A 25,359-nucleotide genomic window follows, 5' to 3' on the forward strand; every position below is an offset into this window, starting at 1 on the left:
TTAAGCTCATGACTTTTCTAACTCTCATTAGGGAAAGTCATGACTACTGCTTATCGTTACCCCATTGGCACACGCGGTCAACCATGGACCGAACAAGAACGTCAGGCTTGGCGTGCACAAACTAAGATTCAGCGCCCTTATCAAGCGGTGGTGGAGGCGATTAATGCTTTATCGGAGCAATTTTGTGTTGAGCAATACGGCGCACTGTCTTACGACCCTGAGCGATATCCGCTGCTGTGTGTTAAAACTCAGCCTTGGCATGCGGATAAACCAACCCTTTTAGTCACTGGCGGAGTACATGGTTATGAAACCAGTGGTGTTTTTGGTGCTCTGCAATTTTTAACCGAACAGGCTTACCGCTACACGGAACAGATGAATATTGTCGTAGTTCCTTGCGTCAGTCCTTGGGGGTACGAAACGATTCAACGCTGGAACCCCAATGCGTTAGATCCTAATCGTTGTTTTTATCCAAACAGTCCAGCAGAAGAGTCGGCTTCCCTGATGGCGCTGGTCGACAAACTACCGGCGATACTTGCCCATATTGACCTGCACGAAACCACCGACAGTGATGAAAACGAATTTCGCCCCGCATTAGCGGCGCGCGATGGTATCAATTATCAGCCGGGGCATATTCCTGATGGCTTTTATACGGTAGGAGACAGCGAGAATCCGCAGTTGGATTTTCAAGCTGCAATTATTGAGTCGGTACGCCAAGTCACTCACATCGCACCCGCCGATCAACAAGGTGAGATTATTGGCTCACCGGTTATCCAAGAAGGGGGGATTGTTTACCCAGTAAAAGAACTCGGCTTATGCGCTTCAGTCACAAATAGCCAGTACTGCTCAACCACCGAAGTGTACCCAGACAGTCCACGGGTCAATAGTGACGACTGTAATGCGGCTCAAGTGGCAGCGATCGTGGGCGCTTTAAACTATTTATACCCAAAAACTATTCATACCCAAACGACTTGAAGTTGCAGGTAAGCGGCAAGTGAGTGAATCCCCATGAGCATAGGCAAATCATGTGATTGGGGTGAACGAATGTAGCCAACACTGCTGCCACTTCAAATCGGAAGCGAGTACTGGCTTGATAAGCTTAAGACAGCAATCGGTTCTTATACTGCTCCGGCGTTTGTCCGGAGTATTTTTTAAACATACTAATAAACGGACTGGCCTGATTGTAGCCCAAGGTTAATGCTACTTCTTTGACCGATTGTCCATGACGCAATAACTCCATCGAATGCAAATAACGCACTCGCAATCGCCATTCGGTAAAACTCATGCCTAATTCTGCCTGACAATAACGGGCTAACGTTCGCTCGGTAGTATGGATACGCTGTGCCCATTGCGAAAGTGTTGTTTCATCGGTTGGATTTTCTTCAATCGCTTTGAGTATCGGCGACAAATATTTGTGATGACTAGAAGGCAGGAAATGGTGCTGCGTCTCCTGCGTGGCTAATTGATCGAGTAACACTTGTACTAAACGCTGATCTTCACGACGGGTTGCGACACTCACTGAGCGCTGACGAAAGTCATCAATGATCGCCGAAACAATCGGGGTGACTTTAATTAGACTGGTTTTTTGTGGGAAACCTTCGGTCATTTCAGTCGCAATATTTAACGAACAGTACGCTAACGGACGTCGGTTATAACTTTTATGGCGGATCCCTGCGGGTACCCAAATAGCCAGATGGGGCGGAGCCAAAAAACGTACCTCTTCTGCCTCCATCTCAAGAATACCTCCGGAAATTAACTGCACTTGCCCCCAAGCATGGCTATGCTCTCGAGTCTCCGTATTAGAAAGAAAAGCCTCAAAATTCATGAATACTGCTGATGGAGCCTGCTCAATAGACAGGGAGGGATGAAGGTTTCTGCTGCGTTGATTCAAACTTGTCTTCCTATCGCTCAAAGTGTCTTTTTAAAGATATATATAATCATAGAGACCTGTCAAACTATAGCCAACAATAACCGACTCTGAGGCAGCGATGATTTATTTTCTTCCTTTGTTTACCGTGCTGATTTGGGGTGGCAACACCATTATCAATAAGATGGCCGCCAGTACCATAGAGCCAAGCGCAATGAGCTTTTATCGCTGGTTGCTCGCGATGCTGATCTTAAGTCCTTTTTGTTTACCAACCGTTATTCGGCAGCGTCACATCATTCAACCCTATTTGCCCAAGCTCGCTGGCCTAGCATTACTGGGCATGGTGTTGAATCAATCTTTAGGCTATTACGCGGGATTAACCACCAGCGCTTCAAATATGTCACTCATCACCTCATTGGTGCCGCTATTGAGTGTGTTTATTAGCGTACCCTTGCTCAATAAACGCATTTCTGGCTTGAGTATTACTGGAGGTCTGCTGTCATTGGTCGGTCTTGCATTAATGCTCGGTCAAGGCGATGTGTTATTTTTCCTTCATCAATCGATCACTCCCGGAGACGGTTTAATGGTCTTGGCGGCGCTGGTGTATGCTTTGTATTGCGTACTGCTCAAACGCTGGAAGATGCCACTAAGTAGCTGGACGATCATCTACTTACAAGGCGTATTAGCCGTATTCATGCTGATTCCATTATGGTTGACTAGCGAACAACTTCTGCCTACCGAAGGGTCATTGCCACTCATCGCTTACGCTGGTATTGCCGCCTCACTGCTTGCGCCATGGATGTGGGTAAAATCGATTGATGCCATTGGTGCCGATTCATCGGCGATGTTTATGAATTTATTGCCCGTGGTCGCTGTGACATTAGCTGCCACCTTGTTGGGGGAATACATTCATCAGTATCACTTCATCGGCGGTTTAATGGTCATTAGCGGAGTCATTTTATCCCAAGTGCGCATTCGACGTCGTTCGACGTTAGAACCGATAGAAAAAGCCTCAACACCATAAATCACAGCCAACGGCTCGCTCAACGAACGTTGGTCGATGGAACCAATATTCATGTTCGTTTTGTGTGAAACGAAGCTTAAAACGAACCAAAAACACGAATAATTTGCTCTCGTTGATTGAATTTAGTCCATTAAACCGTACACTTAGCGCACTTCAACGTATAAGGATAGGCCTGTGAAAGCGGTTAAACGTCATCAAGAAATCATTGAACTGGTGCAAACCCAAGGGTTTGTAAGTACGGAAGAACTGGTCGAACGATTTAATGTGAGCCCGCAAACCATTCGTCGAGATCTTAATGAGTTAGCCGATGCTAACCAACTCCGTCGAAATCATGGCGGAGCCACCATCGCCACCAGTTCAGAAAACTCCTCCTATCATACTCGTCAGATAACCTCGCAAGCGGAAAAAGAAAAAATCGCCGCGGCTTTAGTCAAACATATCCCTGATGGCGCAACGCTATTTATTGATATTGGTACCACGCCAGAAGCGATTGCTCGCGCCTTGATGTTAGAGCACCACCACTTACGCGTTGTCACCAACAACATTAATGTGGCGACCATTTTGATGAGCAAGCCTGATTTCAATATTATTCTGGCAGGCGGTGAAGTGCGGAATAAAGACGGTGGTGTGACCGGAGAAGCCACTCTCGACTTTATCTCTCAATTTCGGCTCGATTTCGGTATTCTGGGGATCAGTGGTATCGACTACGATGGTTCGTTGCTCGATTTCGATTATCATGAAGTACGAGTCAAACGCGCGATCATCGAAAACAGTCGTTGCGTCTATTTAGGCGTTGATCACAGCAAGTTTGGACGTAACGCTATGGTCAAATTAGGCACACTCGCCGATATTGATCTGATCATCACCGATCAAGCGCCGCCAAAGGAAATTGAACATTTTGCCAAAGAAAACGAAGTGACTATCCAAGTTACGCTCTAAGGGGTTAAACAGTCCGGTTATCGCCAACAGCTGGGAATGGCGGATCAGTGAAAAATGAGTGAGAGTCAAAATAGGCTCTCACCATGGCGATATGCACAGATAAACGATGTCATTAGGATAATCGAATATTAACTCTACCGCAGTAACAAAGGGATAACACCATAAGGATAATTGCGGACATTATCTCTATTTAAGTATATTATCAGTTCAGTTAGCGCCTTTGTTGTCAATGGTCATTTATGCAAAAAATTCTGCGCCTGATCCAAGAAAATCCTTTTATTGATAGTTTTCAAGCTCTGCAATCTACGTTGGCTAAGATGAATCATCTCATTGAGCACGAATACTTTTTATTTGGCCTTTCTTTACAGACGACATTAACCAGTAACGACACCCTCATCGCCGATAATTACCCTCTCGCTTGGCGTCAACAGTACGACGAATCGCAATTTATGTTGATTGACCCGATTGTTCGCTACAGCATGACTAACTTTTTACCGATCCGCTGGTCGGAGATTCGCGCACATCATCAAGATAGCCAGATCATTTTTGAAGAAGCTCGCCTTAATGGCTTAAAAGAGGGATTCTCGATTCCAGTGCACGGATTAAGAGGCGAATTCGGGATGCTCAGTTTCGCGACCTCAGACACACGTCATTACGACCTTAATCTTCCGGCTATTCAGGCCTCGCAACTGCTTGTCCCCTTATTGGCACAAAACATAGACAATATTGTCCGCTGCCACCGAGAGGCAAAGCCCAGAGCAGAGTTAACCTGTCGTGAAGGACAATGTTTAAGTTGGGCAGCGGAGGGAAAAAGCGCTTGGGAAATCGCGCAAATTATTAATACCTCAGAGCGAACGGTGAAATTTCATCTCTCTAACGCTTGTAAAAAACTTGGTGCGACGAATCGCTACCAAGCGATTACTAAAGCGATTTTAGGCGGTTATATTAACCCTTATTTATAATGTTAAGCGCCGACACTCTCTCGGTACCGCTCATTCATTGGGATAGATAACGCCACAGATCGTGTTGACCCGAGTACATGCACTTGTTGATTGCCTAACCTTTCACAAGGGATCCCTAAGCGCTGAATGAGTTTTTCGACACCAACCGACGTTACGGTTACATAACGCGTAATACGCTGCTGTTGCGCATGATGATAAAGCGATTGAAACATCTTCATCGTCACGTTACTCACCCCGCCAGCCAGTGCTGAAAAATCTTTATCCACCGCAAAACGGCTCAATTCATACACCTGCGAATCTCGCGGTGCAGTCATCGCCCCAAGTAACTCTGGGAAAGTGTTTTTTAACATATAATCCGAGGTCGTCGGTAAAATTCGCCAACAGCCCACTATCTGTCCTTGTTCTCCCTTGGCATATAAGTAATGCGCTTGGGGTATATCATACTCATCGCTTTCTAAGCCCCCTGCGGTTTTTAACTGCCAATTAAGACGCTGATAAAAAACCTTATAACGTAAGCCTAGTAATGCAGCATAGTCTTGCTCAGGCAATGTCGTGAATGAATGACTGTAAATAGAAATGGTCATGAGACTTCTCCTTTGGTTAATGGAGAAATCACGCTATACAAACTTGACGCACAAGAAACCTGTTCGATCGAACAGTTACATCACTCACCTTGATGCTCTATGATCAGGTCAGCTGAATTACTAACAATCAGTTGGCAAATTGATTAGGTACATACTTCAAAAAATTTAATTCGTACCGTGTAAAAAACCCCTCTTTTAGAGGGGTTTTTTATTATACCCGAGAGATGCATCCCGTTGATCCATTGATACTCCACTGAATGGAATTGCAACCAAACGCGCATCACAACGCTCAGAGCATCAACTATTTACCTTATCTGCATAACGACAACTTCACAAAGCCAAATGACGTTAAGATACGCTTTGCTTGATCTATAGTAATCTTATCGAGATAGCGATAGTCATATTAAGGAATGTATACATGAGTTTTGGCAAACGAGAGATAACCCTACGCTTTTTAGCAGAACCTGGCGATGTTAACTTTGGCGGTAAAGTTCACGGAGGCGCGGTCATGAAATGGATCGACCTTGCCGCTTATGCGTGCGCTGCTGGCTGGAGTGGTAAATATTGTATTACCGCTTATGCCGGTGGCATTCGTTTTGTTGCCCCAATCCATGTGGGCAACTTGGTCGAAGTCAACGCTAAAGTCATCTACACAGGCAAAACCTCTATGCATGTCGCGATCGATGTGCAAGCCAGCGAGCCGACCGCACTAAACAATCGCCTCACAACACATTGCATTGTGATTATGGTCGCCGTCGACGAACAAGGTAAACCAACCCCAGTACCAGAATGGCAACCCACCTCAGCTGAAGACATCGCTTTACGTGAGTCGGCGATACGTTTAATGAACATGCGTACCGAAATTGGCGAAGAGATGGAAGCTCACGTCAAATACCTAAAGCCCAAAACCTAAGCTTCACTCTAATGGTAAAAGATAGCTAATACTTTATGCGTTGTCGTATGCCCAAGCACCTTAGTGTTGTAGGTAGATGGTGAGCATTCATCTATCAGCATCGATAATCATCTGATTGGGACGGAGGAATGCTGCCGAGTTATCGATCATTACGCGCCGCGGCAGCTTCAAATAGGGAAATAAACGTGGCTTGAACACTCGGCTCGCACTGTCTACAATAGCGCACTTTTTCGTAACTTCAGGTCACATATGATGAATGACACAACCGCAAAACCAGCCTTACCCGATCGTCTAGCCAGTAATTCTCGTAGCCCTTTCTTTGTCGCAGAATGCTTTGATCATGCGATTGGCATTCGCTTTAACGGCAAAGAACGCGGTGATGTAGAAGAATACTGTATCAGTGAAGGCTGGATTAAAATTCCTTCTCCTAAAGCGAAAGATCGTTACGGTAATCCAATGCTGATTCAACTCAAAGGTACAGTAGAAGCGTATTACGTATAATACTCCCGCTATTTATGCGTTAAGAAAGGCAACATTGATCCCGATGAATTCGAATCGGGATCAATGGGCCTGATATGCATGGATAAACCAGAGAAGAGAAGAAAATAAAGGTAATCTTATGAATCCAATTATAGCCCTCTTAAAAGAGCACGCGATCAGCGACCAACAAATCAATGACGTGTTTCAAGCACTGACACAAAACCCGCTCGCGGCAATGACCACCATCAGCCAACTGGGGTTACCTCAAGATAAATTGCAACTGTTGCTCGCTCAAGTAATGCAAAATCCAGCGTTAATTAAACAAGCCGTCGAAGAGCTTGGCTTAGATTTTTCAAAAGTCGAAGAAGCACAAACCAAGCTTCGTAACTAAGCGCTTCATCGTCTTTTTCTCGTTCAACCTTAAAGAAAAGTCCTATTGCCTCTCTATAACCCAAAACACTTGGAGTTGCAGGTAAGCGGCAAGTGAGTCAATCCCCATGAGCATAGACAAACGATGCGATTGGGGTGAACGACCCCAGCCAACACCGCTACAGCTTCAAGTACGAAGGGGATAACGACATCTCCTGTCATTGAAACGTCATCTCGCTTTGCTTTAATTGGTCTGTAGCACCGATAATACCCGCACAACTGACGCCAATCTCATGCAATCATAAAGCGGCCAAACTGGGCAGAGTCCGTGTTCTACCCCGTGGGATGAACATACTCTTATCCCCGATTGAGGTTAAATAATAACAACGAGAAAAACCATGTCCTTAACACTCGATAAAATTACGCTCAGTGAATCGACCCTACTCGATGCAAAAGCCGTTGAATATCAATGGGTTCGTTCGTTATATGTCGAAGGCTACTCTGCCGATGAGATTAACCATTACATCAAAACCTGCTTTGGCGGCGATGACACCTTTGCCGATCTGTTTCGAAAGGTGGCTCTAAAGCAAGAAAGCTTATATGTCCTTTTGCAGTACATGAGCTGCGCCCCCTCGACTCGAGAGCTGTAACCCGCGATACAAAATCTTCGATCTGCCTCGCATCCAAATGGCATTCTGCTGTTTGTTCTCTGCTTATTGTTTATCATCTTCAACCGTAGCGAACTTGGCAAACGTCAGGCATAAAAAAACCTGAGTTAAACTCAGGTTTCGGTTACAAAAACTGTTAGTCATGAAGCTAGTAAGGAATAGAGCTAACAGCCAGCTATGCGTAACGCCAGAACTCATATCGAACTCAACTGATCGGCGGCCAAACCAAAAGTGTTGAGTCGATACAAAATGGGCGACCTGATGGTCGCCCTTATTATTGTTATCCTTTCACACCGCCAGCGGTTAGGCCTCCAACGAGCCAGCGCTGTGCAATTAAAAAGACCGCAGTAATAGGTAATGCTGACAATACCGCCGCCGCAGCGAAATTACCCCACAAATAGTTTTGCGGATAAAGGTATTGTTGCATTCCAACAGCCAACGTATAAGAGTTTACATCAGATAGTAATAAAGATGCTATCGGAACTTCACCAACTACCATGATGAAAGATAAAATAAACACCACGGCTAAAATTGGCACCGACAATGGCAGTAAAACCAATCTAAACGCTTGCCAAGGTGTCGCACCATCAAGGGCCGCGGCCTCTTCTAACGAACTATCGATACTTTCAAAATACCCTTTAATCGTCCAGACATGTAACGCGATACCACCAAGATAAGCAAAGATTAAACCACCATGGGTATTTAAACCTAAAAACGGAATGTATTGACCTAATTTATCAAACAACGCGTAAATGGCGACCAAAGCCAATACCGCGGGAAACATTTGGAAAATCATCATCGCTTTTAAGATGGTTTCTTTGCCTTTAAAACGCATCCGTGCAAACGCATAAGCCGATGTTGTCGACAGAGCCACAATAAACACCGAGCTGATCACCCCAACTTTAACCGAGTTCCACAACCAAGTCAGCACTGGGAAAGGCGGCGGGATCACCGTGCCGTCGGCGTGCGTAACCGTCATACCTAATGCCAATTTCCAGTGCTCAAGTGACGGCCGATCGGGGATAAGGCTGCCCGTCGCAAAGTTACCTTCACGAAATGAGATAGCAATAACCATCAATAATGGGAAAATAATCAGTGATAAAAATGCCCATAACGCGATGTGTGAGGCCCAAACTCGATATTTGAGCGACTTTCCTTGAACCATAGCCATATTCTTCGCTCCTATTTAGTTTCTGATACTTTGGCAAAACGTAAGTTGAACAGCGCTAACGCTCCCACTAACAAGAAGATTAAGGTCGCAATCGCACTAGCCAGACCAAAGTCTTGACCGCCCGCACCTTCAAACGCGATACGATAGGTATAGCTCACCAGCAGATCGGTATAACCAGCAGGTTCCGATGTGCCAATCATGTTAGGGCCACCCTGAGTTAATAACTGAATCATCACAAAGTTATTAAAGTTGAAAGCAAAGCTCGCGATCAGTAATGGGGTTAATGGCTTAATCATCAAAGGCAAAGTAATGCGAGTAAAATTGTGTATGAAGTTTGCACCATCAATCGCCGAAGCTTCATAAAGATCATCGGGAATCGCTTTTAGTAGACCCATACATAAAATCATCATGTAAGGGAAACCCAACCAAGTGTTAACAATCAACACCATGGTTTTCGCCAAGAAAGGATCCGAGAACCAAGCTGGGCTTATGCCAAAAATGGCTTGTAGCATCATGTTTATTTCACCAAAACTTTGGTTAAATAACCCTTTAAAAATCAGGATAGAAATAAACGCAGGGACAGCATAAGGCAAGATTAACAGCACCCGATACACCGCACGACCTTTTAACGACTCCCACTGTACCAAGCTCGCCAATATCAAACCAATCACCAAAGTAAAAGCGACGGATAAAACCGAGAAGACAATCGTCCAGATAAAGATGCTGATGAATGGCTCTTTAATACCATCATCTTTCCATACTCGCTCAAAGTTATGCGTACCAATTGACACGATAAATCCGGGAGACACTGTCGGACCGACAAACTCACCTTGTTCGTCTATCACCTGATAAAAGCCGATCTCCATGTTCGGACGTAACCATTCACCGGTTCGATTATTGAATAGCGTCTTACCATCTTCTTGCACCGTGTAAAGAGGGACTACACCGGCAAATTGGCGTAAGCCACTCATCCGAATATCAATGCCTGATGGGAAGTGCAAATCAATCCCCGATAAGGTACTGCGATAGCCAACAATGGTGCGTACCGGTTCAGGCTCACCCAGTGGGCTATCAAGCGGAGCAAGATACAAATCAGCAGGGACAGAACCTGTCAGAGGGAAACTTTCAGTAATATACCACTCATCACCGTCTTGCACAGCGATACGATAGCCACCATCCGCCTTGTGCAGTGTAAAAGGATAGCTATCGCCACTTTGATAAGTACGATTTAATAACACCGTCTGCGCTCGCTCAAAGGAGAGCTGATTTTTAGCGCTGTAGTTGGTAAATGCTAAATTGACGGTATAAGCAAGAGGAAAAAGGATAAACAGGATCATCCCTGCTACCCCTGGATAAATATAACGATGAGCGTAGGTCTTCTTACTACCAAAAATATACAAAGCTAAAACAGTAAGAACCAGAGTAAGCATAGCGAATGCCAGCTCACCGCGAGAATACATTAAAATCGTTGTATAGCCATTCACGATACCTACTGCGCTTAAAACGGCCCATTTAAGGATTGAGCCTTTGCTGATTGATCGTATTTTGGCTGAAACTGATATCGCCTCTGTACCTTGAATTGACTGCATATAACAACCTGCTAGCGAAATGAAAACTGAGAAAATAAGGAGAGGTTACCCTCTCCTCAAAAAGTACTATCGAATAAAATTATCGCGTCATTTGTCTTTCTGCATCCGCCAAAGCGGCATCAACGGTTTGACGTCCATCAACGATATTGATGATAGCGCTCTTCGCCGCTCCCCAGAAAGCGTTCATCTGTGGGATGTTTGGCATCACTTCACCGTTCAGTGCGTTATCCATCGTTGCTGCGATACGAGCATCAGAATCGAGTTCACTTTGGAAAGAGTTCAACGCAACAGCACCCAATGGTTTATCGTTATCCACCATACGTAAACCTTCGTTGGTCAGCAGGTAGTTTTCCAAAAACTCCACGGCAAGATCACGGTTAGGTGAAGCGGTGCTGATCCCAGCGGTTAATACGCCAACAAATGGTTTTGAGGCTTGACCATTAAATCTTGGTAGCGTGGTCACACCATAATTGATGCCTGAACGCTCAATGTTATTCCAAGACCAAGGACCATTAATGGTCATCGCGGTATTACCTTGGTTAAAGGCCGCTTCCGACACCGAATAATCCATATCGGCAGAGATGACGCCTTTATCGACCAAACCTTTTACAAAGTTCATCGCATCTTTAACGCCTTTATTGGCAATGCCAGCGTCTTTAATATCGTAACCGCCGCCAGTGTATTTAAAGGCATAGCCACCATCAGCAGCCATCAGTGGCCAAGTGAAGTAAGGTTCTTTTAAGTTCCACATAATCGCAGATTTACCTTGCTTCTTGAGTTTTGCATCAAGCTCAGCCACTTCTTCCCAGTTTTTTGGCGGGTTAGGAACTAAATCTTTGTTATAAATCAGCGAGAGAGATTCAACCGCAATGGGGTAACCAATCAGTTTGCCATCATAGCGAACGGCATCCCATGCAAAATCAACAATACCGTCTTTAATGCGTTGTGAAGGTTTGATTTCTGCTAATAAACCCGCTTCAGCATAACCACCAAATCGGTCATGCGCCCAAAACACAATATCAGGACCATCACCCGTTGCTGCCGTTTGCGGGAAACGGTCTTGCAAACCATCAGGGTGAGCAACGGTAACTTTAATCCCCGTGTCGGCTTCGAATTTCTTACCAACTTCAGCTAGGCCGTTATAACCTTTATCACCGTTGATCCAGATTGTGAGTTGTCCTTCTTGAATAGCAGCATTTGCACCAAATGAGCCAAGCGCAACCAAAGTGCTTAGCGCGACAGTGCTTAGGGCATTTTTCATCTTCATATCCTTGTTATTTGTGTTGTAGGGCGAACACCGATTGAGGTTTTGCCGTATTTCGCCATCTATCATCAGCAAAAAACGGGGGTGACTCATCCTCCTACTCCCTACGCCCTAGCCATTATGGCCTAGTTTCGTGATCTACATCGTCACAGGTTAGCGATCATAGTCACAAAAAAAGCGTTGACTGTGATGAAGTTCAACTTCATGACAATCAATAATTTGAACTGGATCTATATGATGGTTTTATCCCCTCCTCCGCCTCATCCTTGGCTACTCCCCCTATAAAAAAAAGCAACGGGAGGATGTGAGCAACCACATCATCAAGGAAACTAAGCACATCCAAGAGTGGATGGTAAGAACCCTTTCCAGTATCTATTGCAGTGCTGGCTTGCATTGCCGAATGGGTTTGCTGTCATCACTTGAGCGTTCGTGGTAATTATTGTACGGGGGAGACGTTCGAGCATGGCGGGGGAAGCAAACTGATTCTTGGCTTTGATGGGTGATGTTTTCTACAAGTCAATGACGTTGTAGGCATCACCCTTTCTTTTCTTACTGATGAAATGAGAGGTAACGCAGCATCGCTGCAGAATCATCGGCATTCACCATGAAAAATGATTCACCTTAATGTATTCCTACTGTTATTGCCTGCAAGATAATTCATATAATGATAGGCAGTAATCATTAAAAAATCTTGATCGAGGACGAGCTACATGGCGAGTGTCACGTTAAAAAATGTATGTAAAGCTTATGGTGATGTATTGATTTCTAAAAATGTTGATTTAGAAATCCCAGAAGGCGAATTTGTCGTTTTCGTAGGTCCATCAGGTTGTGGCAAATCCACCTTATTACGCTGTATTGCTGGCCTTGAGGAGATCACCTCTGGTGACCTTTATATCGGCGATCAACGTATGAACGATGTCGAACCGTCAAAACGTGGTGTCGGCATGGTATTTCAATCGTATGCCCTTTATCCGCATCTTAATTTATACGACAACATGTCGTTTGGCCTCAAACTAGCCAAAGCCAGTAAAGCAGACATTAGCCAACGAGTAGAAAAAGTGGCTGATATCCTGCAACTAAGCCATCTATTAGACCGTCAACCTAAAGCACTTTCTGGCGGTCAACGTCAACGGGTCGCGATTGGGCGGACCCTAGTTTCTCAACCCGATGTGTTCTTACTCGATGAACCACTGTCTAACCTAGATGCAGCGTTGCGTGTACAAATGCGCTCTGAAATTACCAAGCTACAGCGCAAACTCGGTTGCACGATGATCTACGTAACCCATGACCAGGTCGAAGCGATGACCATGGCCGATAAAATCGTCGTTCTCGATGCTGGTTTTGTTTCGCAAGTCGGTAAACCGCTTGAGCTCTATCACTACCCGAAAAACCGCTTTGTCGCTGGATTCATTGGCTCGCCAAAAATGAACTTTATGAGTGTCACGATTGAAGAAGCAGAGAAAGAGCGCGTAAAAGTCAAACTGTCTAACGGTTTCTCTTTCTGGATCCCTGTTGATGGTACCACCGTCACCGCCGGTGCTCGTATGTCACTCGGTGTACGTCCTGAGCACTTACTCTTACCAGAAGATGGCGATGCGCCCATCGATGGCAAAGTGATGATTGTTGAAAAACTCGGCAATGAAACCCAAGTGTATATGAATGTGAAAGGCTCAGACTCTGACATCATCTACCGCCAGCCAGACACGCTCGATATCGAAGTCGGGGATACGCTCACCATTGGTCTGCCCGCTCATCGCTGCCATTTATTCCACAGTGACGGCCGTGCATGTCAACGCTTACATCAAGAAAAAGGCGTCGTGATTGAGCGTTAAGTCTCGTCCTTGCAGACAACGGTCTGAAACCGTTGTCTGCCGCATGCAAAATAACTTAATTTTCCAATATTAAGCCTCGCTTTCGTCCCCATAGCTTCGGCTTTTTGACGACAAAGTACACCGCTAACGCAGTTAATATAAAACCTAATATCCCCAATCCATCCAATGATTCATCAAACGCAAACCATGCCTGAATCGCCGTCGTCGGCGGAACCAAATAAAAAATAGAGGCCACATTAGATGAAGCACCATGCTCGACCATGTACAGCAAAAGTAAAACGGCAACACATGATAAAACAACGACTAACCAAACCATGGTCAACACAAACGTCGTCGTCCATTGAATACTCATACTTTCAACCTTAAGCGCAAGAGGAATAAATAGTATGGAAGCCGCCATGTATTGCACCAAGGTTCCCCCCAATAGATCACTCTGTTGACAAAATCTTTTCTGGTACAAAGTGCCAACGGTGATGCCAAACAAAGAGAGAAGACACATTCCTACTGCTGCCCATTGCTTCTCTTCTGATTGCCACTCAAGGTTACCAAGCAAAACCAAGCTGATACCGACAAATCCTATCCCCAGCCCAATCCATTGACTAACAGTAAAACGTTGTGGCGTCATGATAACCAACAGCAAAACGGTCATCACAGGTTGAGTACCGACTAACAATGAGGTTAACCCTGCCGGCATCCCCCAATAAATCGCCTGATAAGTTCCGCCCAAATACAACCCATGAATCAGTAAACCAGCAACACTTGCGTGCCATAGTGCTTTCCCTTTTGGGATAGATTGCCGTTTAAAAAGAGCCAGCAAACCTCCGAATAAAAGTACCGTTAACAGCATACGCAAGCTGAGCAATGTCATAGGTTCAGCATAAGTCAGCCCATAACGAGCACCCACGAAGCCTGAAGACCATAATATGACAAACAGAAAAGGGATCATTTTAATGAACATAGAAAATCTCTCGCCATGAGGATAACAATTACGCTACTTTAATTGGGTACAGAAAAACAAAAAGGCACAGTTTCCATTATTTCAACGGGTACAGAATGGTCAAAATTTGCAAATATAAACAAGTTGAAGCGTATTTACGCCATGCCATTGAGCAACGTTTGTTTAATTCACACGAAAAACTACCATCCATTCGTGAATTAGCCCTTGCCCTATCGGTGAGCAAAAATACCGTCATTCGAGCCTATCAGGTGTTAGAAGCTCAAGGATGGGTGTACGCTCAGCCAAGAAGTGGTTACTGTGTTTCGCCACCACCGTCATCGTTAGAAATCAGTGAGCAAACACCTCGCCAAGTCGATTTGTTGTCAATGTCGAAAGACATTCTGGCCAATCCAATCAAACACTATGAGATGTCAGCAGGTTCCGCACACCCGAATATCGACTCTAGTGCCATTCGTAGTTTGTATGCACATATCGGACGTCACAGTCGTAAACAAACGCATATTCCCAGTCACTATCAACTACCACCGGGGAATAACCAACTCGTAAAACAGCTAGCAAAACTTTCGCAAGAGAGCGGTATCTTTGCCCAGAGTCGAGACATTGCCATTACTCATGGAGCACAACAAGCCATCAGCTTAGCTTTTCGAGCGCTCACTCAAGTGGGAGACATCGTGGCCGTCGAGTCGCCTTGTTATTTTGGTACCTTATTGTTAATCGAGTCTTTAGGGTTAAGAGTGGTGGAAATACCCAGCCACACAATAACTGGGATTGATCTAGATGCACTGGTTGATGCTTTACAGCGCTGGCCAATCAAAGCGTTATTGCTTACGCCTAATTTTACTAATCCAACAGGGGCATTGATGCCACTGCTACACCGTAAAATACTGCTAGAAAAAACATCCTCACTGCCAATCATTGAAGATGATGTCTTTGGTTATTTAGGATTTAACGACCCAATCCCCAGCTTAAAAAGCTTGGATAACCACGATAGAGTTATTTATATTAATTCGCTGTCTAAAACGTTAGATTCTCGACTTCGAATTGGCTGGATAATTGCTGGACAATACATGGAAAAAATAGATAAGATTTTACTCAGTGAGAACATGGGCAGCCTAAATTTAATACAATCAGCAGTGGCTGAGTTTCTCTCTTCCGGTCAATACAAAACTCATCTTGCTAAAATGCGCCGCCTATATCAATATCGCCAGCAAAAGTTTACCACCATGTTGAACCAAGCATTCAATGGCCAACAAGGATTACAGGGACAATACCACCTCAGTCATCCAGAAGGTTCCTTTTTAAACTGGCTAACACTACCGTCTCATATCGATACTTACGAGCTCTACCAACAATGTCTACCAAAAAAAATCAGCTTCTTGCCAGGGCATCTATTTGCGACCCAACATCAATTCACTCACTGTATTCGCTTTAGCGTGGCAAATTTGAATGATGAAAAAAAATGGCAACCCAGCTTAAATCTTCTCGCGCAGATGATCACGGCTCAACTAAAATAAAGATAAACCGAAGCAAATCATCTTAGTTCGCAGAGATCCGCCCCCATTAACCACTATGATGTACAGTTAAATACAATAAAAGAATAATAAGGATTATCCATGAAACACCAGCTATCTCTTAGAGCTTTAGAGCGCGGCGACTTGCGCTTTATTCATAATTTGAATAATAACCGCAACATTATGTCTTACTGGTTTGAAGAGCCGTATGAATCGTTTGATGAACTGGAAGAGTTGTACAACAAACACATTCATGACAACGCCGAACGGCGTTTCGTGGTTGAGAATCAGCAAAAAGATCTGATTGGCTTAGTCGAGCTGATCGAAATTAACTACATCCACCGCAGTGCTGAATTTCAAATCATCATTACCCCAGAGCATCAAGGCAAAGGGTTTGCTCGCACCTTAATTCATCGTGCGCTGGATTACTCTTTCACCATTCTCAATTTACACAAAATTTATCTGCATGTATCGATTGAAAACGATAAAGCGATTCATCTATATGAAAAATGCGGGTTTATTGAAGAAGGGCATTTAGTACAAGAGTTTTTCATTAATGGTCGTTACCGAGACGTCAAACGGATGTACATTCTGCAAAGCGACTATTTAAAAAAAACCTATCCAGAATAAACGTCCAACCTGCACTTACCTTGCACCACAGTATGACTCTTGATGAGCGTAGATAGACTTAGGTAATCATTGCACGAAGCGCATCCGTCGCTTCGTGCTTATTGCTAACGAGCAATATCCAAACGGTTTTCGGTCACCCCGTTGGTTCGAAACCAACCCGCAATGCTGATCCGCTCCGCTTGGGTCGGCAGCACTTCATGAGGGAATTTCTCCGATAAAAACACCACTAAACGACCTGAGATAGGCGCAATCGTCTCAATCAGCTGATCGTTCAAATCATAAAGTTTTAGCTCTCCGCCATCGGCGGCGCACCAATTGGGGTTCATGTAAAATACGGTGGTTAACTTGCGATTTTCATTACCGCGAAACGCATCGAGATGTTTTTTATAGAAATCACCGGCTTCGTATTTCGCAAAATGCGCTTCGTATTCAAATAATCCTAAAAAGAAGTCTTGATTCACTTGCTGGCGAATCTGCTCCATCCGCTCCAAATAATCTTGTATTGGCTGCCCCATCGATTCTCTCAGCCATTGAATCTTATCACTGCGGATCTGGCTTATACGCTGGGCTTCCTCTTGCCGGCCGATACGCGCTCGCTGCCAACTTTCTGGGGCGCAAGATCGTAAACGGCTGACTTGATCGGGCGTTAAAAAATCATCCCACACATACCAGCCTTGCTCCGCTATCGCGTCCAGCAACTTCTCTAATCCCATGATGTTCACTACTTAGTTAATGAACCATGGGTTATAACCAGACTCGGTTAGCCGTACAAATCACGATGTTAATCCATAAGGATAATAATCGTTATCGTTGTCAATAATAGGCGTAACACAAGAGGATGCGAGGAATATTGAGTTGCTTCGATAATAAAAAAGCCACCGGAAAACCGGTGGCTAAGATAAAAAATCGTTAATCGCTAAAGCTTAGCGATTCAGCTTGGTAAGCGCTGCAAAGACGCTTTCGACCGCAACCGCTCCGGGGTCTTTAACACCGCTTAAACTGTCGCTGGCTAAATAAGACGAGCGCCCAGCATTGGCTTTGTTCATTAACGCGGTGGAAGCGCTGCCTTGCTCGGCGGCGCTTGCCGCTTCGGTTAGGCTTTGCCCAGCCACTAACGCTTCCAGTGCAGGCTGCAGCGCATCGATCATCGTTCTGTCACCCAACTCAGCACCGCCGTACTGTTTCATTTTATTTAGTCCTGCCACTAATGCGCTCGCCAGTGGTTGCCCTTCACTCATCTGCTGACCCGCCGCGGTAAAGAAAATTGACAGTAACACGCCACTTGAACCGCCCATCACGGTCGCAAGACGCTCGCCCACCACACCTAATAACTTATCGACTTGCGCGAATGGCAATTGATTCGCTTGACTCTCACGATAGACTTGTCGTGCACCAGCAGCAAAGGTAGAGCCGGTATCGCCATCACCAACGAGGCTATCAAGACGGTTAAGCTCACTTTCATTAGCAATCAAGGTCTGGCAAATACAGTTAACGATCATTTGATGCTCAGCATGCTCGGAGGCTTGATAGTGCAATTGATCGGCTTGCTTTTCGACAACGCGGCGTGCCACATCATTGACCGCTAATGGCGTTGGCCAACTGCTGACTTCGGTTGGGGCCAGTAATGCCGTTTCCAGTTGCGGGTTCAAATGCAATAACGAGAGAGAGAAGCCTTTCATGTCCAACGCCGTCATCAAGGGCGCTGGCCCCACTAAGTATTGGATTGAGGGCGCAAGAGAAGAATGACACAGATCGCGCGTTAACAAACTCATTTCAAGATTAGATACACCACCCAAGTTATTGAGTAGCAACGCGACTTTATCATCAGCCGTTAACGGATAAGCGCTCAGCAGCTTTTCAATCATGATGGCCAAAATCTCACGGCTATTTTGGGTTGCTAAAACCGAAACTCCGGGCTCACCGTGAATGCCCAACCCTAGCTCAGCATGACCCGGAGCGACTCGTTCGCTGTGCGTTTCACCCGGCAAATGGCAACTGGAGAGTGCCACGCCAATACTGGCGGTGCGTTGAATCGCCACTTGCGCCGCTTCGGCAACCATCACCAGCGATTGACCTTGCTCCGCCGCATAGCCCGCGACTTTATGCACAAATAAAGTACCCGCCACACCACGAGGCTGCTTATTATCGGGCAAGGCAATGTCATCACTGACCATCACCATTTCAACTTGATAACCGAGACGCTTGGCTTTTTCTGCCGCTAAACCAAAGTTTAACCGGTCGCCGGTGTAGTTTTTAACAATCAACAAACAGCCCGCGTCACCGGTGACTTGAACAATGGCATTGAACACCGCATCAACACTGGGCGAAGCAAACACATCGCCACACACCGCAGCAGTCAGCATATTCTTACCCACAAAGCCAACGTGAGCCGGTTCATGGCCTGAACCACCACCAGAAATAATCGCCACTTTGCTTTTATCCCAATCACGGCGAACCACGATGCGAATGTGTGGGTCGATGTCCAGTTGTTCTAGGTTTTGCCAAGGGCTGGTTAACACGGCCCCTTCAATCGCTTCATTTACTAATTGCTCTTTATTATTAATAAAAAATTGAGTCATCACGTTATTCCTTGGATTGAAAGTAAATCAACAGCCTTGATTGTGCGTATGAGGATGGCGAACAGCAAAAAAAATCTCACGTTGCAGAATGAAACGTCATTAATTCGACGATTGGTTCATAATGAAACGCCGCTAAGCGTCCCTCGAATTAGATTGTGAGCTTAGACAATATGCCGTGAAAAGAACCAAAGAATGGTCCCTAAACGTTGATGAATCACCAGAAAGACTGAGCTTTGTCGCTTTCACGATAACGAAAAAAGTCGCACCAATCGCTGCGTTACTGTGGGGAGTGTCAATAGAAAGGTAAAGCAGCCGATACTGGTGCTGCTTTATTACAATACAAGATCAAGAGAAGAAGGGTGAAGAAAACGAACTACGCAGTTGAGAGATGTGCAAATGCTTGGTGTAAACTGGCGATCATCACTCGGCTTGATTCAATCCCAGGGTCCAAATACCCACAGCTTTGCTCACCTAAGTAGGCCGCTCTACCGCGCTTAGCGGGCAGAGCAATCGAATCACGAGCCGCTTGTTGGCAAGCATCCTCCAATTCAATTAGGCTTTGCGCCATGGTCTGTTGATTAACCACACAACGCTCTAAGGTTTGTGTCGCGACATACCAAATGTCATATAAGGTTTTATCTTGGTACTGTACATAGCCGCGCGTTTTTATCCCTTGCTGGCCATTCAATAATGCTCGATAGAGATCATCGACACTGAGCGCGGTTTTACCTTCCACGCTGTGCGCCGCGCGCTGAAACAAGGTGTAATACAAAGGCCCACTCGCTCCTCCAACGCCGGAAAGAAACACAAACCCTAAATTTTGCAATAAATGGGCAATACTCATGTCCGCTAAACTCGGCAGCTTACTGACCAGTAACGTGCAGCCACGTTGAATATTCACACCATGATCGGCATCACCAATTTCGGCATCCAACTGATTAAGGTATTCACTGTGTTGGAGTAAATTTTGGCTGAGCAACTGTAACCAGTGATAGACCATCGCTTGGCTAAGCATGGTTTATTTCCCCCATTGCCAATAGGCAGTATCCACTGGAGCTTGCCAGCAAGATAAAGCCCGATCATCAAGGGCGAATAAAGTAACAGAAAAAGCATTAGGATGCGCGCCACGGCATACCGCTTGTGCAATCGAGTCGACGATGGTCATCTCACACTGGGCTAATTGCTGACTGACCCATTGGCAGAGGTGGCCCAACTGCTGCTGATTTTGCCCACTCAAACCATTCACTAACAATAAATACCGTGGATGGGCCACCAAGGGTGCGGTGATAAATTGCTGCTGCCAGTCATGGGTTGTACTCGACCATTGGATTTGTAATCGAGGTCGTAGTGGCGCATTCGCTAGCTGCTGCTGCAAATGTTGCAACACCTCGGAAAATGTCCCTGAGGTTAACTGCATAATCCCTTGTTCATTGTGCAGACCTACCCCAACTTTGATCTGTTCAAGCACTTGATCTGGCTCGGGAGCTTGAGCCCCTACAAAACCTACGCTGATGGTATGACATTGTGCTGTCCATTGCCGGGCCTGCTCCACCAAAACGCTCAGTTGTTGTTGACCAGACAATCCCGAACCGGCCAATTGTAAACTGTAAGCACCCAGCAGTTTTTGTAGTAAGACAATCCCCGCCAGTCCTTTGCCCCCCATCGAGCAGTGGTCTGGCAAAGGGGCACAATCATCATCAACCAGACAAAAATCGACCCAATAACCTTGCTCGGTTAACCACTCGGTAGCCATTTGAAAATTCAGCACATCACCGGTGTGATTTTTCACTAAAAACAAAATCGGTACTGACGATGAAAAATGCGCGTTCACATGGTCGGTAATTTGCAGTGCCGATGGCGCAGTAAAGTGCTCACCAATGCATGCAGCGGCCAGCATCCCTCGACCAACAAATTCACTGTGCAGAGGCTCGTGGCCTTGACCACCACCGCTAATCACCGCAACAGGGGAAGGAGAATAGCTCAAAAAGTGGCCATCAAACACATTATACACAGACATCGCTCCAGGCTATTTTTAGCCCAAAACTCTACCACGAGCGCTAAATTAAGCAATTTATCAGCCAATGGTTTCATTATGAAACTCTCAGAGCTACCCCAGCGTTTCATGATGAACCAATCGAGTTAAATTTGTGAACTGTGTCTTTCCTTGTTTAACGAGAGGCGGCGAAAAGCAATGAAATGTGAAACAAGGATTCGATTCGTCATCGGGTTAACAAAATTGATTGCTAAGTCAAGTCAAAGCTCTTACTACTAGAGCCAACCGAGCACGGCATCTCTTCTCACCGTCAGGCTCATTATAAAAATGGTTCATGCAAATAATAAGGATCAATAACGTGGAAAAAATCTTAATCTCACCCAGCAAATACATTCAAGGCAAAGGCGCTATTCATCAAGTAGCTCGTCATGTTACGGGCTTTGGTCAACGGGCTTTCGCGATCACCGACCCGATGGTTCTACCGCTGGTTGAAGATAGCCTAGCCACTCAGTTTGCTGGCCTCGACATGCATCTCACCCTATCGCCTTTTCATGGTCAATGTAGCCGCAATGAAATTGAACGCTTAGTTCAGATCGCCAAAGAGGATCAGGCGCAAGTGATTATGGGCATCGGTGGTGGCAAGGCGCTTGATACGGCGAAAAGTGTCGCTTACTACTTAGGTTTACCTGTGGTGATCATCCCGACCCTTGCCTCTACCGACGCACCGACTAGCTCACTGGCGGTGATCTACACCGAACAAGGCGAATTCAGCGAATACCTATTTTTCCCCGCTAATCCGAATATGGTGTTGGTCGATAGTGAAATTATTGCCAAAGCTCCGGTACGTTTATTGGTTGCAGGAATGGGCGACGCGCTCGCCACTTACTTTGAAGCGCGGGCAGCGATTGCTTCTGGTAAGGCTACCATGGCTGGAGGCCTCGCCACTAAAGCCGCTTTTGCGATTGCTCAAACCTGTTATCAAACACTAATGGAAGATGGCTACAGCGCGATGATGGCGGGGAAACAAGGTCTGGTGACTCCAGCGATGGAAAACATCATTGAAGCCAATACCTATTTAAGTGGCATCGGTTTTGAGAGCTGCGGGCTGGCGGCCGCACACGCGATTCATAACGGTTTAACCGTACTGGAAGAGTGTCATCACCTCTATCATGGTGAAAAAGTCGCGTTTAGTACCTTAGTTCAATTGGTATTAGAGAATGCACCTAAAGAAGAGTTTGCCGAAGTGTTGGCTTTCTGCCGTCAAGTGGGTTTACCGACCAACTTGCATGAAATGGGCGTGACCACCATCGACCTACCACAAATCATGGCGGTATCAGAAATGGCCTGCGCCGAAGGCGAAACCATTCATAACATGCCATTCCCAGTGAGTGCAGACCAAGTCTATGCGGCGATACTCACCACCCATGCCTTAACCACCGCCTAACGATACTCTTTATCCCCCATCTTGTTTGGGGGATTCGTTTTTTGGTGAGCTTCTTGTTACGATATCCCCAGCCTCCCTACCCGCAGATGTATTTATGGTTGCCGATACCTATAAACAATGGAAAATTTTTGTCGATACTGGCTGGTTACCCACTAAAGGCCAGCAAACCGAACTCTATCAACAGTGGCAGCAAGCTAGCCAATTTTGCCAAGCGAAAGCTTGGCAACCACCCAAAAACTTAAGAGGCTCAACACTGAATGAGACTCTGCAGTCACAACAAAATCTACTCTGTTTTACTCAGCGAGTCTTAGATGCGATTACCGAAAAGCTACGCGCACCCGCCTGGTTATTTTGCATAACCAATGCACAAGGGATCACCTTACACCTGCAAGGGGCGGCAACAATTAGCCAAGCGCTATCAAACCTAGGTTTATGCGTCGGAGCAGATTGGACAGATAAACGGATCGGCAATCATGCCATCGAGCGCTGTTTGGTCACTCATCAAGCGCAGTTATCAAGCGGAGCCGAACATCTGAGTAAAGCACTGCATCCTTGGTTTTTCTCGGCGGTGCCTATTTTCGATCCCATGGGCGAGTTACTGGCAAGCTTGACGTTAATTGGGGAAACCCAACAACACACCATGATGATCGATGCATTAATCGAAAGTGCCGCTCGGGAAATTGAAACGCTACTCAGCTCAGAGCAGCGCCTCACTCAAGCCAATACGCTACTGACCCAGCGTGATGTACTGTTAGAAGGAATAGAGCAAGGCGTGGTCACTTGGCAAGCGTCAGGATACGTGCAATACATTAATCACTGTGCTCGGCAGTGGTTGGGCTTAGATGAAAGTCATATTGGCCTACACATTGAAGCGTTATTTCATTTTCCGCCCGTGGTTGAGCAAGCCTTAGCAGAGAGAACCAAACTGGAAAAAGTCGAAGTCATGGTCGATTGTCAGCATCAATTGCTGAAAGTGATCCTCTCACTTAAACCACTCAGTAGCGGTGAAGTGATGGCGCTGTTTCATCCTAGCGAACCACTCACCCAGCCTCATGAACGTCACTTTATTGGCGGCGACTATTGGCAACCGGGCGAAAACCTGTGGTTATTAGAAGGCCACCCATGTCAGCAGCGGATTGAAAAAGCGGCAAAAGTCTCAGTGCCAGTATTACTGCAAGGCGAAGATGGCGTCGGTAAACTCTCGCTCGCGTTAGCCATTCACCATAAGAGCCAACAACGTCTCGCTCCACTGATGATTATTGATTGTGCGGCCTTACAACCCGAACAATTGGCGCAAGCGCTATTGGGTGATGATCAGCAAAGTCAGCCATCGAAATTTGAATTGGCCTACAATGGCACACTGATTGTAGAACATGTCGAGTATCTACCGCCTACCTTACAAGCGAGCTTATTAGCGATTTTAAAAACCGGGTTTCTCACTCGTTTACATAGTCAGCAAGTGATTCCCGTTAATGTGCGGGTGATCAGCACCAGCAGTGCTGATTTAGACAAGTTAGTCGAATCAGGGTTGTTTAGCCGTCAATTGTGTTACGCCATGCAAGGGATTGAGGTGTGTATTCCTCCGCAGCGTGAAGCGCTTGATTATACTCGTAGCCTTATCTCGCATATTGTCGACCGAGCCAACTACACGCTTGCCGCTGACGCTTTGCAAAGGCTGTTGGATTATAGCTGGCCCGGTAATCGCAGTGAGCTATTGAGTGTGATGGACAAAGTTCTGCTCAGTTCGGCTCATCGCGTTATCCGCCTTGGCGATCTGCCCGATAGAATTCGTCAACGCACCGACCAAGCGCAACCCATTCAAAGCCTCGAATTAATGGAAAAAAATGCCATTATTCATGCGTTAAAACATCATCAGGGTCATTTGCAACAAACCGCTAAAGCATTGGGCGTTGGCCGGACAACCTTATGGCGTAAGATCCGCAAATACGACATTGATGAAACCGCGATTATTGAATCTTCTTAGCTAACGATCAGATAGACCTGACATCAATCCTATCCAATCAATGTAAACTGGCACCAAATATGCTTAATAAAAATAACTCAGCGCTCACTCGTCATCATGCTGAATACCACGTTTAGAGGAAAGCATTATGGGCCATCTCTATAAAATTGAATCTTACAGCGAAGAAGCCGTGCGAACACTTGCTCAATTCATTCAAGCCAAAGGGGGCAAATGCTGCATCGCAGGGTTTGCGGTGATCACCAATCACCCTTTCAAAGAAAGAGACGCCGGGCGTTTACTGCCATTGATTGGCAAAGTCACCGATAATCTCACCGAATGGGATAAAAGTCAGTTCGAAGTGCTGGATAATCAGATCGCTTGTTAATTCATTCGTCACTGCTAATAACAAACCAAAGCGGCTTATGTCTTTTAACTGAGCAACAACCATTAAAGACATAAGCTACGGCTTTAATAAAAAGCAAAGCAGTGTAATAATCAACCAGGCGATATGCAACAGTTTCATTTTGCAACGCAGATTGCACCTAAAATGGCGCTATTTCGACTGCAAGGTCATATCGAGACCGTACTTGCTAACTATAGATAGAAAGATATGCTTCAATGA

The 25,359-nt window shown here is 45.7% G+C and carries 24 protein-coding genes; 14 read left to right on the plus strand and 10 right to left on the minus strand.

Annotated elements, in window-relative coordinates; all coding sequences use genetic code 11:
* The first annotated feature begins 39 nt into the window (after positions 1-39).
* Positions 40-972, plus strand: a complete 933-nt coding sequence (locus FKN88_RS03955) for a M14 family metallocarboxypeptidase (RefSeq protein WP_306687244.1) — start codon at positions 40-42, stop codon at positions 970-972.
* A gap of 124 nt (positions 973-1,096) precedes the next feature.
* On the opposite strand, the gene FKN88_RS03960 is transcribed toward FKN88_RS03955, so the two are convergent.
* Positions 1,097-1,888 (minus strand): helix-turn-helix domain-containing protein, encoded by a 792-nt coding sequence (locus tag FKN88_RS03960; RefSeq protein ID WP_004396709.1) that lies wholly within the window; start codon positions 1,886-1,888, stop codon positions 1,097-1,099.
* A 97-nt stretch (positions 1,889-1,985) separates the two neighbouring features.
* Here FKN88_RS03960 and FKN88_RS03965 point away from each other — a divergent pair, with 97 nt between their 5' ends.
* The 3 genes from FKN88_RS03965 (at position 1,986) to FKN88_RS03975 (ending at position 4,789) form a co-directional block, all read left to right on the plus strand.
* On the plus strand, positions 1,986-2,888 hold the full coding sequence (locus FKN88_RS03965; protein WP_004396710.1) for a DMT family transporter: 903 nt from the start codon (positions 1,986-1,988) through the stop codon (positions 2,886-2,888).
* A gap of 174 nt (positions 2,889-3,062) precedes the next feature.
* Complete coding sequence (locus FKN88_RS03970; protein WP_154170756.1) at positions 3,063-3,827, plus strand: DeoR/GlpR family transcriptional regulator; 765 nt, start codon at positions 3,063-3,065, stop codon at positions 3,825-3,827.
* 239 nt (positions 3,828-4,066) lie between these two features.
* Positions 4,067-4,789 (plus strand): LuxR family transcriptional regulator, encoded by a 723-nt coding sequence (locus FKN88_RS03975; RefSeq protein ID WP_154170757.1) that lies wholly within the window; start codon positions 4,067-4,069, stop codon positions 4,787-4,789.
* Between the two features lie 2 nt (positions 4,790-4,791).
* On the opposite strand, the gene FKN88_RS03980 is transcribed toward FKN88_RS03975, so the two are convergent.
* Positions 4,792-5,373: an acyl-homoserine-lactone synthase gene (locus FKN88_RS03980; protein ID WP_154170758.1), complete on the minus strand. Its 582-nt coding sequence runs from the start codon at positions 5,371-5,373 to the stop codon at positions 4,792-4,794.
* Between the two features lie 418 nt (positions 5,374-5,791).
* Between FKN88_RS03980 and FKN88_RS03985 the strand changes: the two genes are divergently transcribed.
* From FKN88_RS03985 to FKN88_RS04000, 4 genes are all read left to right on the plus strand, one after another.
* Complete coding sequence (locus tag FKN88_RS03985) at positions 5,792-6,286, plus strand: acyl-CoA thioesterase (RefSeq protein WP_004396713.1); 495 nt, start codon at positions 5,792-5,794, stop codon at positions 6,284-6,286.
* 252 nt (positions 6,287-6,538) lie between these two features.
* Positions 6,539-6,787, plus strand: coding sequence for a DUF3297 family protein (locus FKN88_RS03990; protein ID WP_040905130.1), 249 nt, complete (start codon positions 6,539-6,541; stop codon positions 6,785-6,787).
* 118 nt (positions 6,788-6,905) lie between these two features.
* Positions 6,906-7,157, plus strand: coding sequence for a DUF2999 family protein (locus FKN88_RS03995; RefSeq protein ID WP_154170759.1), 252 nt, complete (start codon positions 6,906-6,908; stop codon positions 7,155-7,157).
* 376 nt (positions 7,158-7,533) lie between these two features.
* Entirely contained in the window at positions 7,534-7,785 is a 252-nt protein-coding gene (locus FKN88_RS04000) for a hypothetical protein (RefSeq protein ID WP_154170760.1), read from the plus strand.
* Between the two features lie 298 nt (positions 7,786-8,083).
* Here the strand turns inward: FKN88_RS04000 and malG are convergent, their stop codons facing one another.
* The 3 genes from malG to malE all read right to left on the minus strand — a co-directional run bounded on the left by malG (position 8,084) and on the right by malE (position 11,824).
* Positions 8,084-8,974 (minus strand): maltose ABC transporter permease MalG, encoded by an 891-nt coding sequence (gene malG / locus FKN88_RS04005; protein WP_004396716.1) that lies wholly within the window; start codon positions 8,972-8,974, stop codon positions 8,084-8,086.
* 11 nt (positions 8,975-8,985) lie between these two features.
* The gene (gene malF, locus FKN88_RS04010; RefSeq protein WP_154170761.1) at positions 8,986-10,563 is read right to left on the minus strand and encodes a maltose ABC transporter permease MalF; all 1,578 of its coding nucleotides are present in this window, start codon (positions 10,561-10,563) and stop codon (positions 8,986-8,988) included.
* A 79-nt stretch (positions 10,564-10,642) separates the two neighbouring features.
* On the minus strand, positions 10,643-11,824 hold the full coding sequence (malE, locus tag FKN88_RS04015) for a maltose/maltodextrin ABC transporter substrate-binding protein MalE (RefSeq protein WP_004396718.1): 1,182 nt from the start codon (positions 11,822-11,824) through the stop codon (positions 10,643-10,645).
* A 713-nt stretch (positions 11,825-12,537) separates the two neighbouring features.
* On the opposite strand from malE, the gene malK reads away from it, so the two are divergent.
* On the plus strand, positions 12,538-13,659 hold the full coding sequence (gene malK / locus FKN88_RS04020; protein WP_004396719.1) for a maltose/maltodextrin ABC transporter ATP-binding protein MalK: 1,122 nt from the start codon (positions 12,538-12,540) through the stop codon (positions 13,657-13,659).
* A gap of 55 nt (positions 13,660-13,714) precedes the next feature.
* Here malK and FKN88_RS04025 read toward each other — a convergent pair whose 3' ends face one another.
* Positions 13,715-14,617: a DMT family transporter gene (locus tag FKN88_RS04025; protein ID WP_154170762.1), complete on the minus strand. Its 903-nt coding sequence runs from the start codon at positions 14,615-14,617 to the stop codon at positions 13,715-13,717.
* Positions 14,618-14,712: 95 nt separating this feature from the next.
* Here FKN88_RS04025 and FKN88_RS04030 point away from each other — a divergent pair, with 95 nt between their 5' ends.
* Together FKN88_RS04030 and speG are read left to right on the plus strand one after the other, a co-directional pair.
* Complete coding sequence (locus tag FKN88_RS04030; protein ID WP_154170763.1) at positions 14,713-16,131, plus strand: PLP-dependent aminotransferase family protein; 1,419 nt, start codon at positions 14,713-14,715, stop codon at positions 16,129-16,131.
* Positions 16,132-16,230: 99 nt separating this feature from the next.
* Entirely contained in the window at positions 16,231-16,758 is a 528-nt protein-coding gene (speG, locus tag FKN88_RS04035; protein ID WP_004396722.1) for a spermidine N1-acetyltransferase, read from the plus strand.
* A gap of 104 nt (positions 16,759-16,862) precedes the next feature.
* On the opposite strand, the gene FKN88_RS04040 is transcribed toward speG, so the two are convergent.
* The 4 genes from FKN88_RS04040 to FKN88_RS04055 all read right to left on the minus strand — a co-directional run bounded on the left by FKN88_RS04040 (position 16,863) and on the right by FKN88_RS04055 (position 21,354).
* Complete coding sequence (locus FKN88_RS04040) at positions 16,863-17,471, minus strand: 2OG-Fe(II) oxygenase (RefSeq protein WP_170906331.1); 609 nt, start codon at positions 17,469-17,471, stop codon at positions 16,863-16,865.
* Positions 17,472-17,681: 210 nt separating this feature from the next.
* Positions 17,682-19,337, minus strand: a complete 1,656-nt coding sequence (locus FKN88_RS04045) for a dihydroxyacetone kinase subunit DhaK (RefSeq protein ID WP_154170765.1) — start codon at positions 19,335-19,337, stop codon at positions 17,682-17,684.
* A gap of 373 nt (positions 19,338-19,710) precedes the next feature.
* The gene (gene dhaL / locus FKN88_RS04050) at positions 19,711-20,352 is read right to left on the minus strand and encodes a dihydroxyacetone kinase subunit DhaL (protein WP_154170766.1); all 642 of its coding nucleotides are present in this window, start codon (positions 20,350-20,352) and stop codon (positions 19,711-19,713) included.
* A 3-nt stretch (positions 20,353-20,355) separates the two neighbouring features.
* Positions 20,356-21,354, minus strand: coding sequence for a dihydroxyacetone kinase subunit DhaK (locus tag FKN88_RS04055; protein ID WP_170906332.1), 999 nt, complete (start codon positions 21,352-21,354; stop codon positions 20,356-20,358).
* Positions 21,355-21,688: 334 nt separating this feature from the next.
* Between FKN88_RS04055 and FKN88_RS04060 the strand changes: the two genes are divergently transcribed.
* The 3 genes from FKN88_RS04060 (at position 21,689) to FKN88_RS04070 (ending at position 25,122) form a co-directional block, all read left to right on the plus strand.
* Positions 21,689-22,774 carry a glycerol dehydrogenase gene (locus tag FKN88_RS04060; RefSeq protein ID WP_154170769.1) on the plus strand — a complete coding sequence of 362 codons (1,086 nt, stop codon included), beginning with the start codon at positions 21,689-21,691 and terminating at the stop codon, positions 22,772-22,774.
* A gap of 94 nt (positions 22,775-22,868) precedes the next feature.
* Complete coding sequence (locus FKN88_RS04065) at positions 22,869-24,758, plus strand: sigma 54-interacting transcriptional regulator (RefSeq protein WP_154170770.1); 1,890 nt, start codon at positions 22,869-22,871, stop codon at positions 24,756-24,758.
* 127 nt (positions 24,759-24,885) lie between these two features.
* The gene (locus FKN88_RS04070; protein ID WP_004396755.1) at positions 24,886-25,122 is read left to right on the plus strand and encodes a hypothetical protein; all 237 of its coding nucleotides are present in this window, start codon (positions 24,886-24,888) and stop codon (positions 25,120-25,122) included.
* The last annotated feature ends 237 nt before the right edge of the window (positions 25,123-25,359 follow it).

The organism is Vibrio sp. 2017_1457_13, assembly GCF_030851525.1.
Classification (GTDB): domain Bacteria; phylum Pseudomonadota; class Gammaproteobacteria; order Enterobacterales; family Vibrionaceae; genus Vibrio; species Vibrio metschnikovii.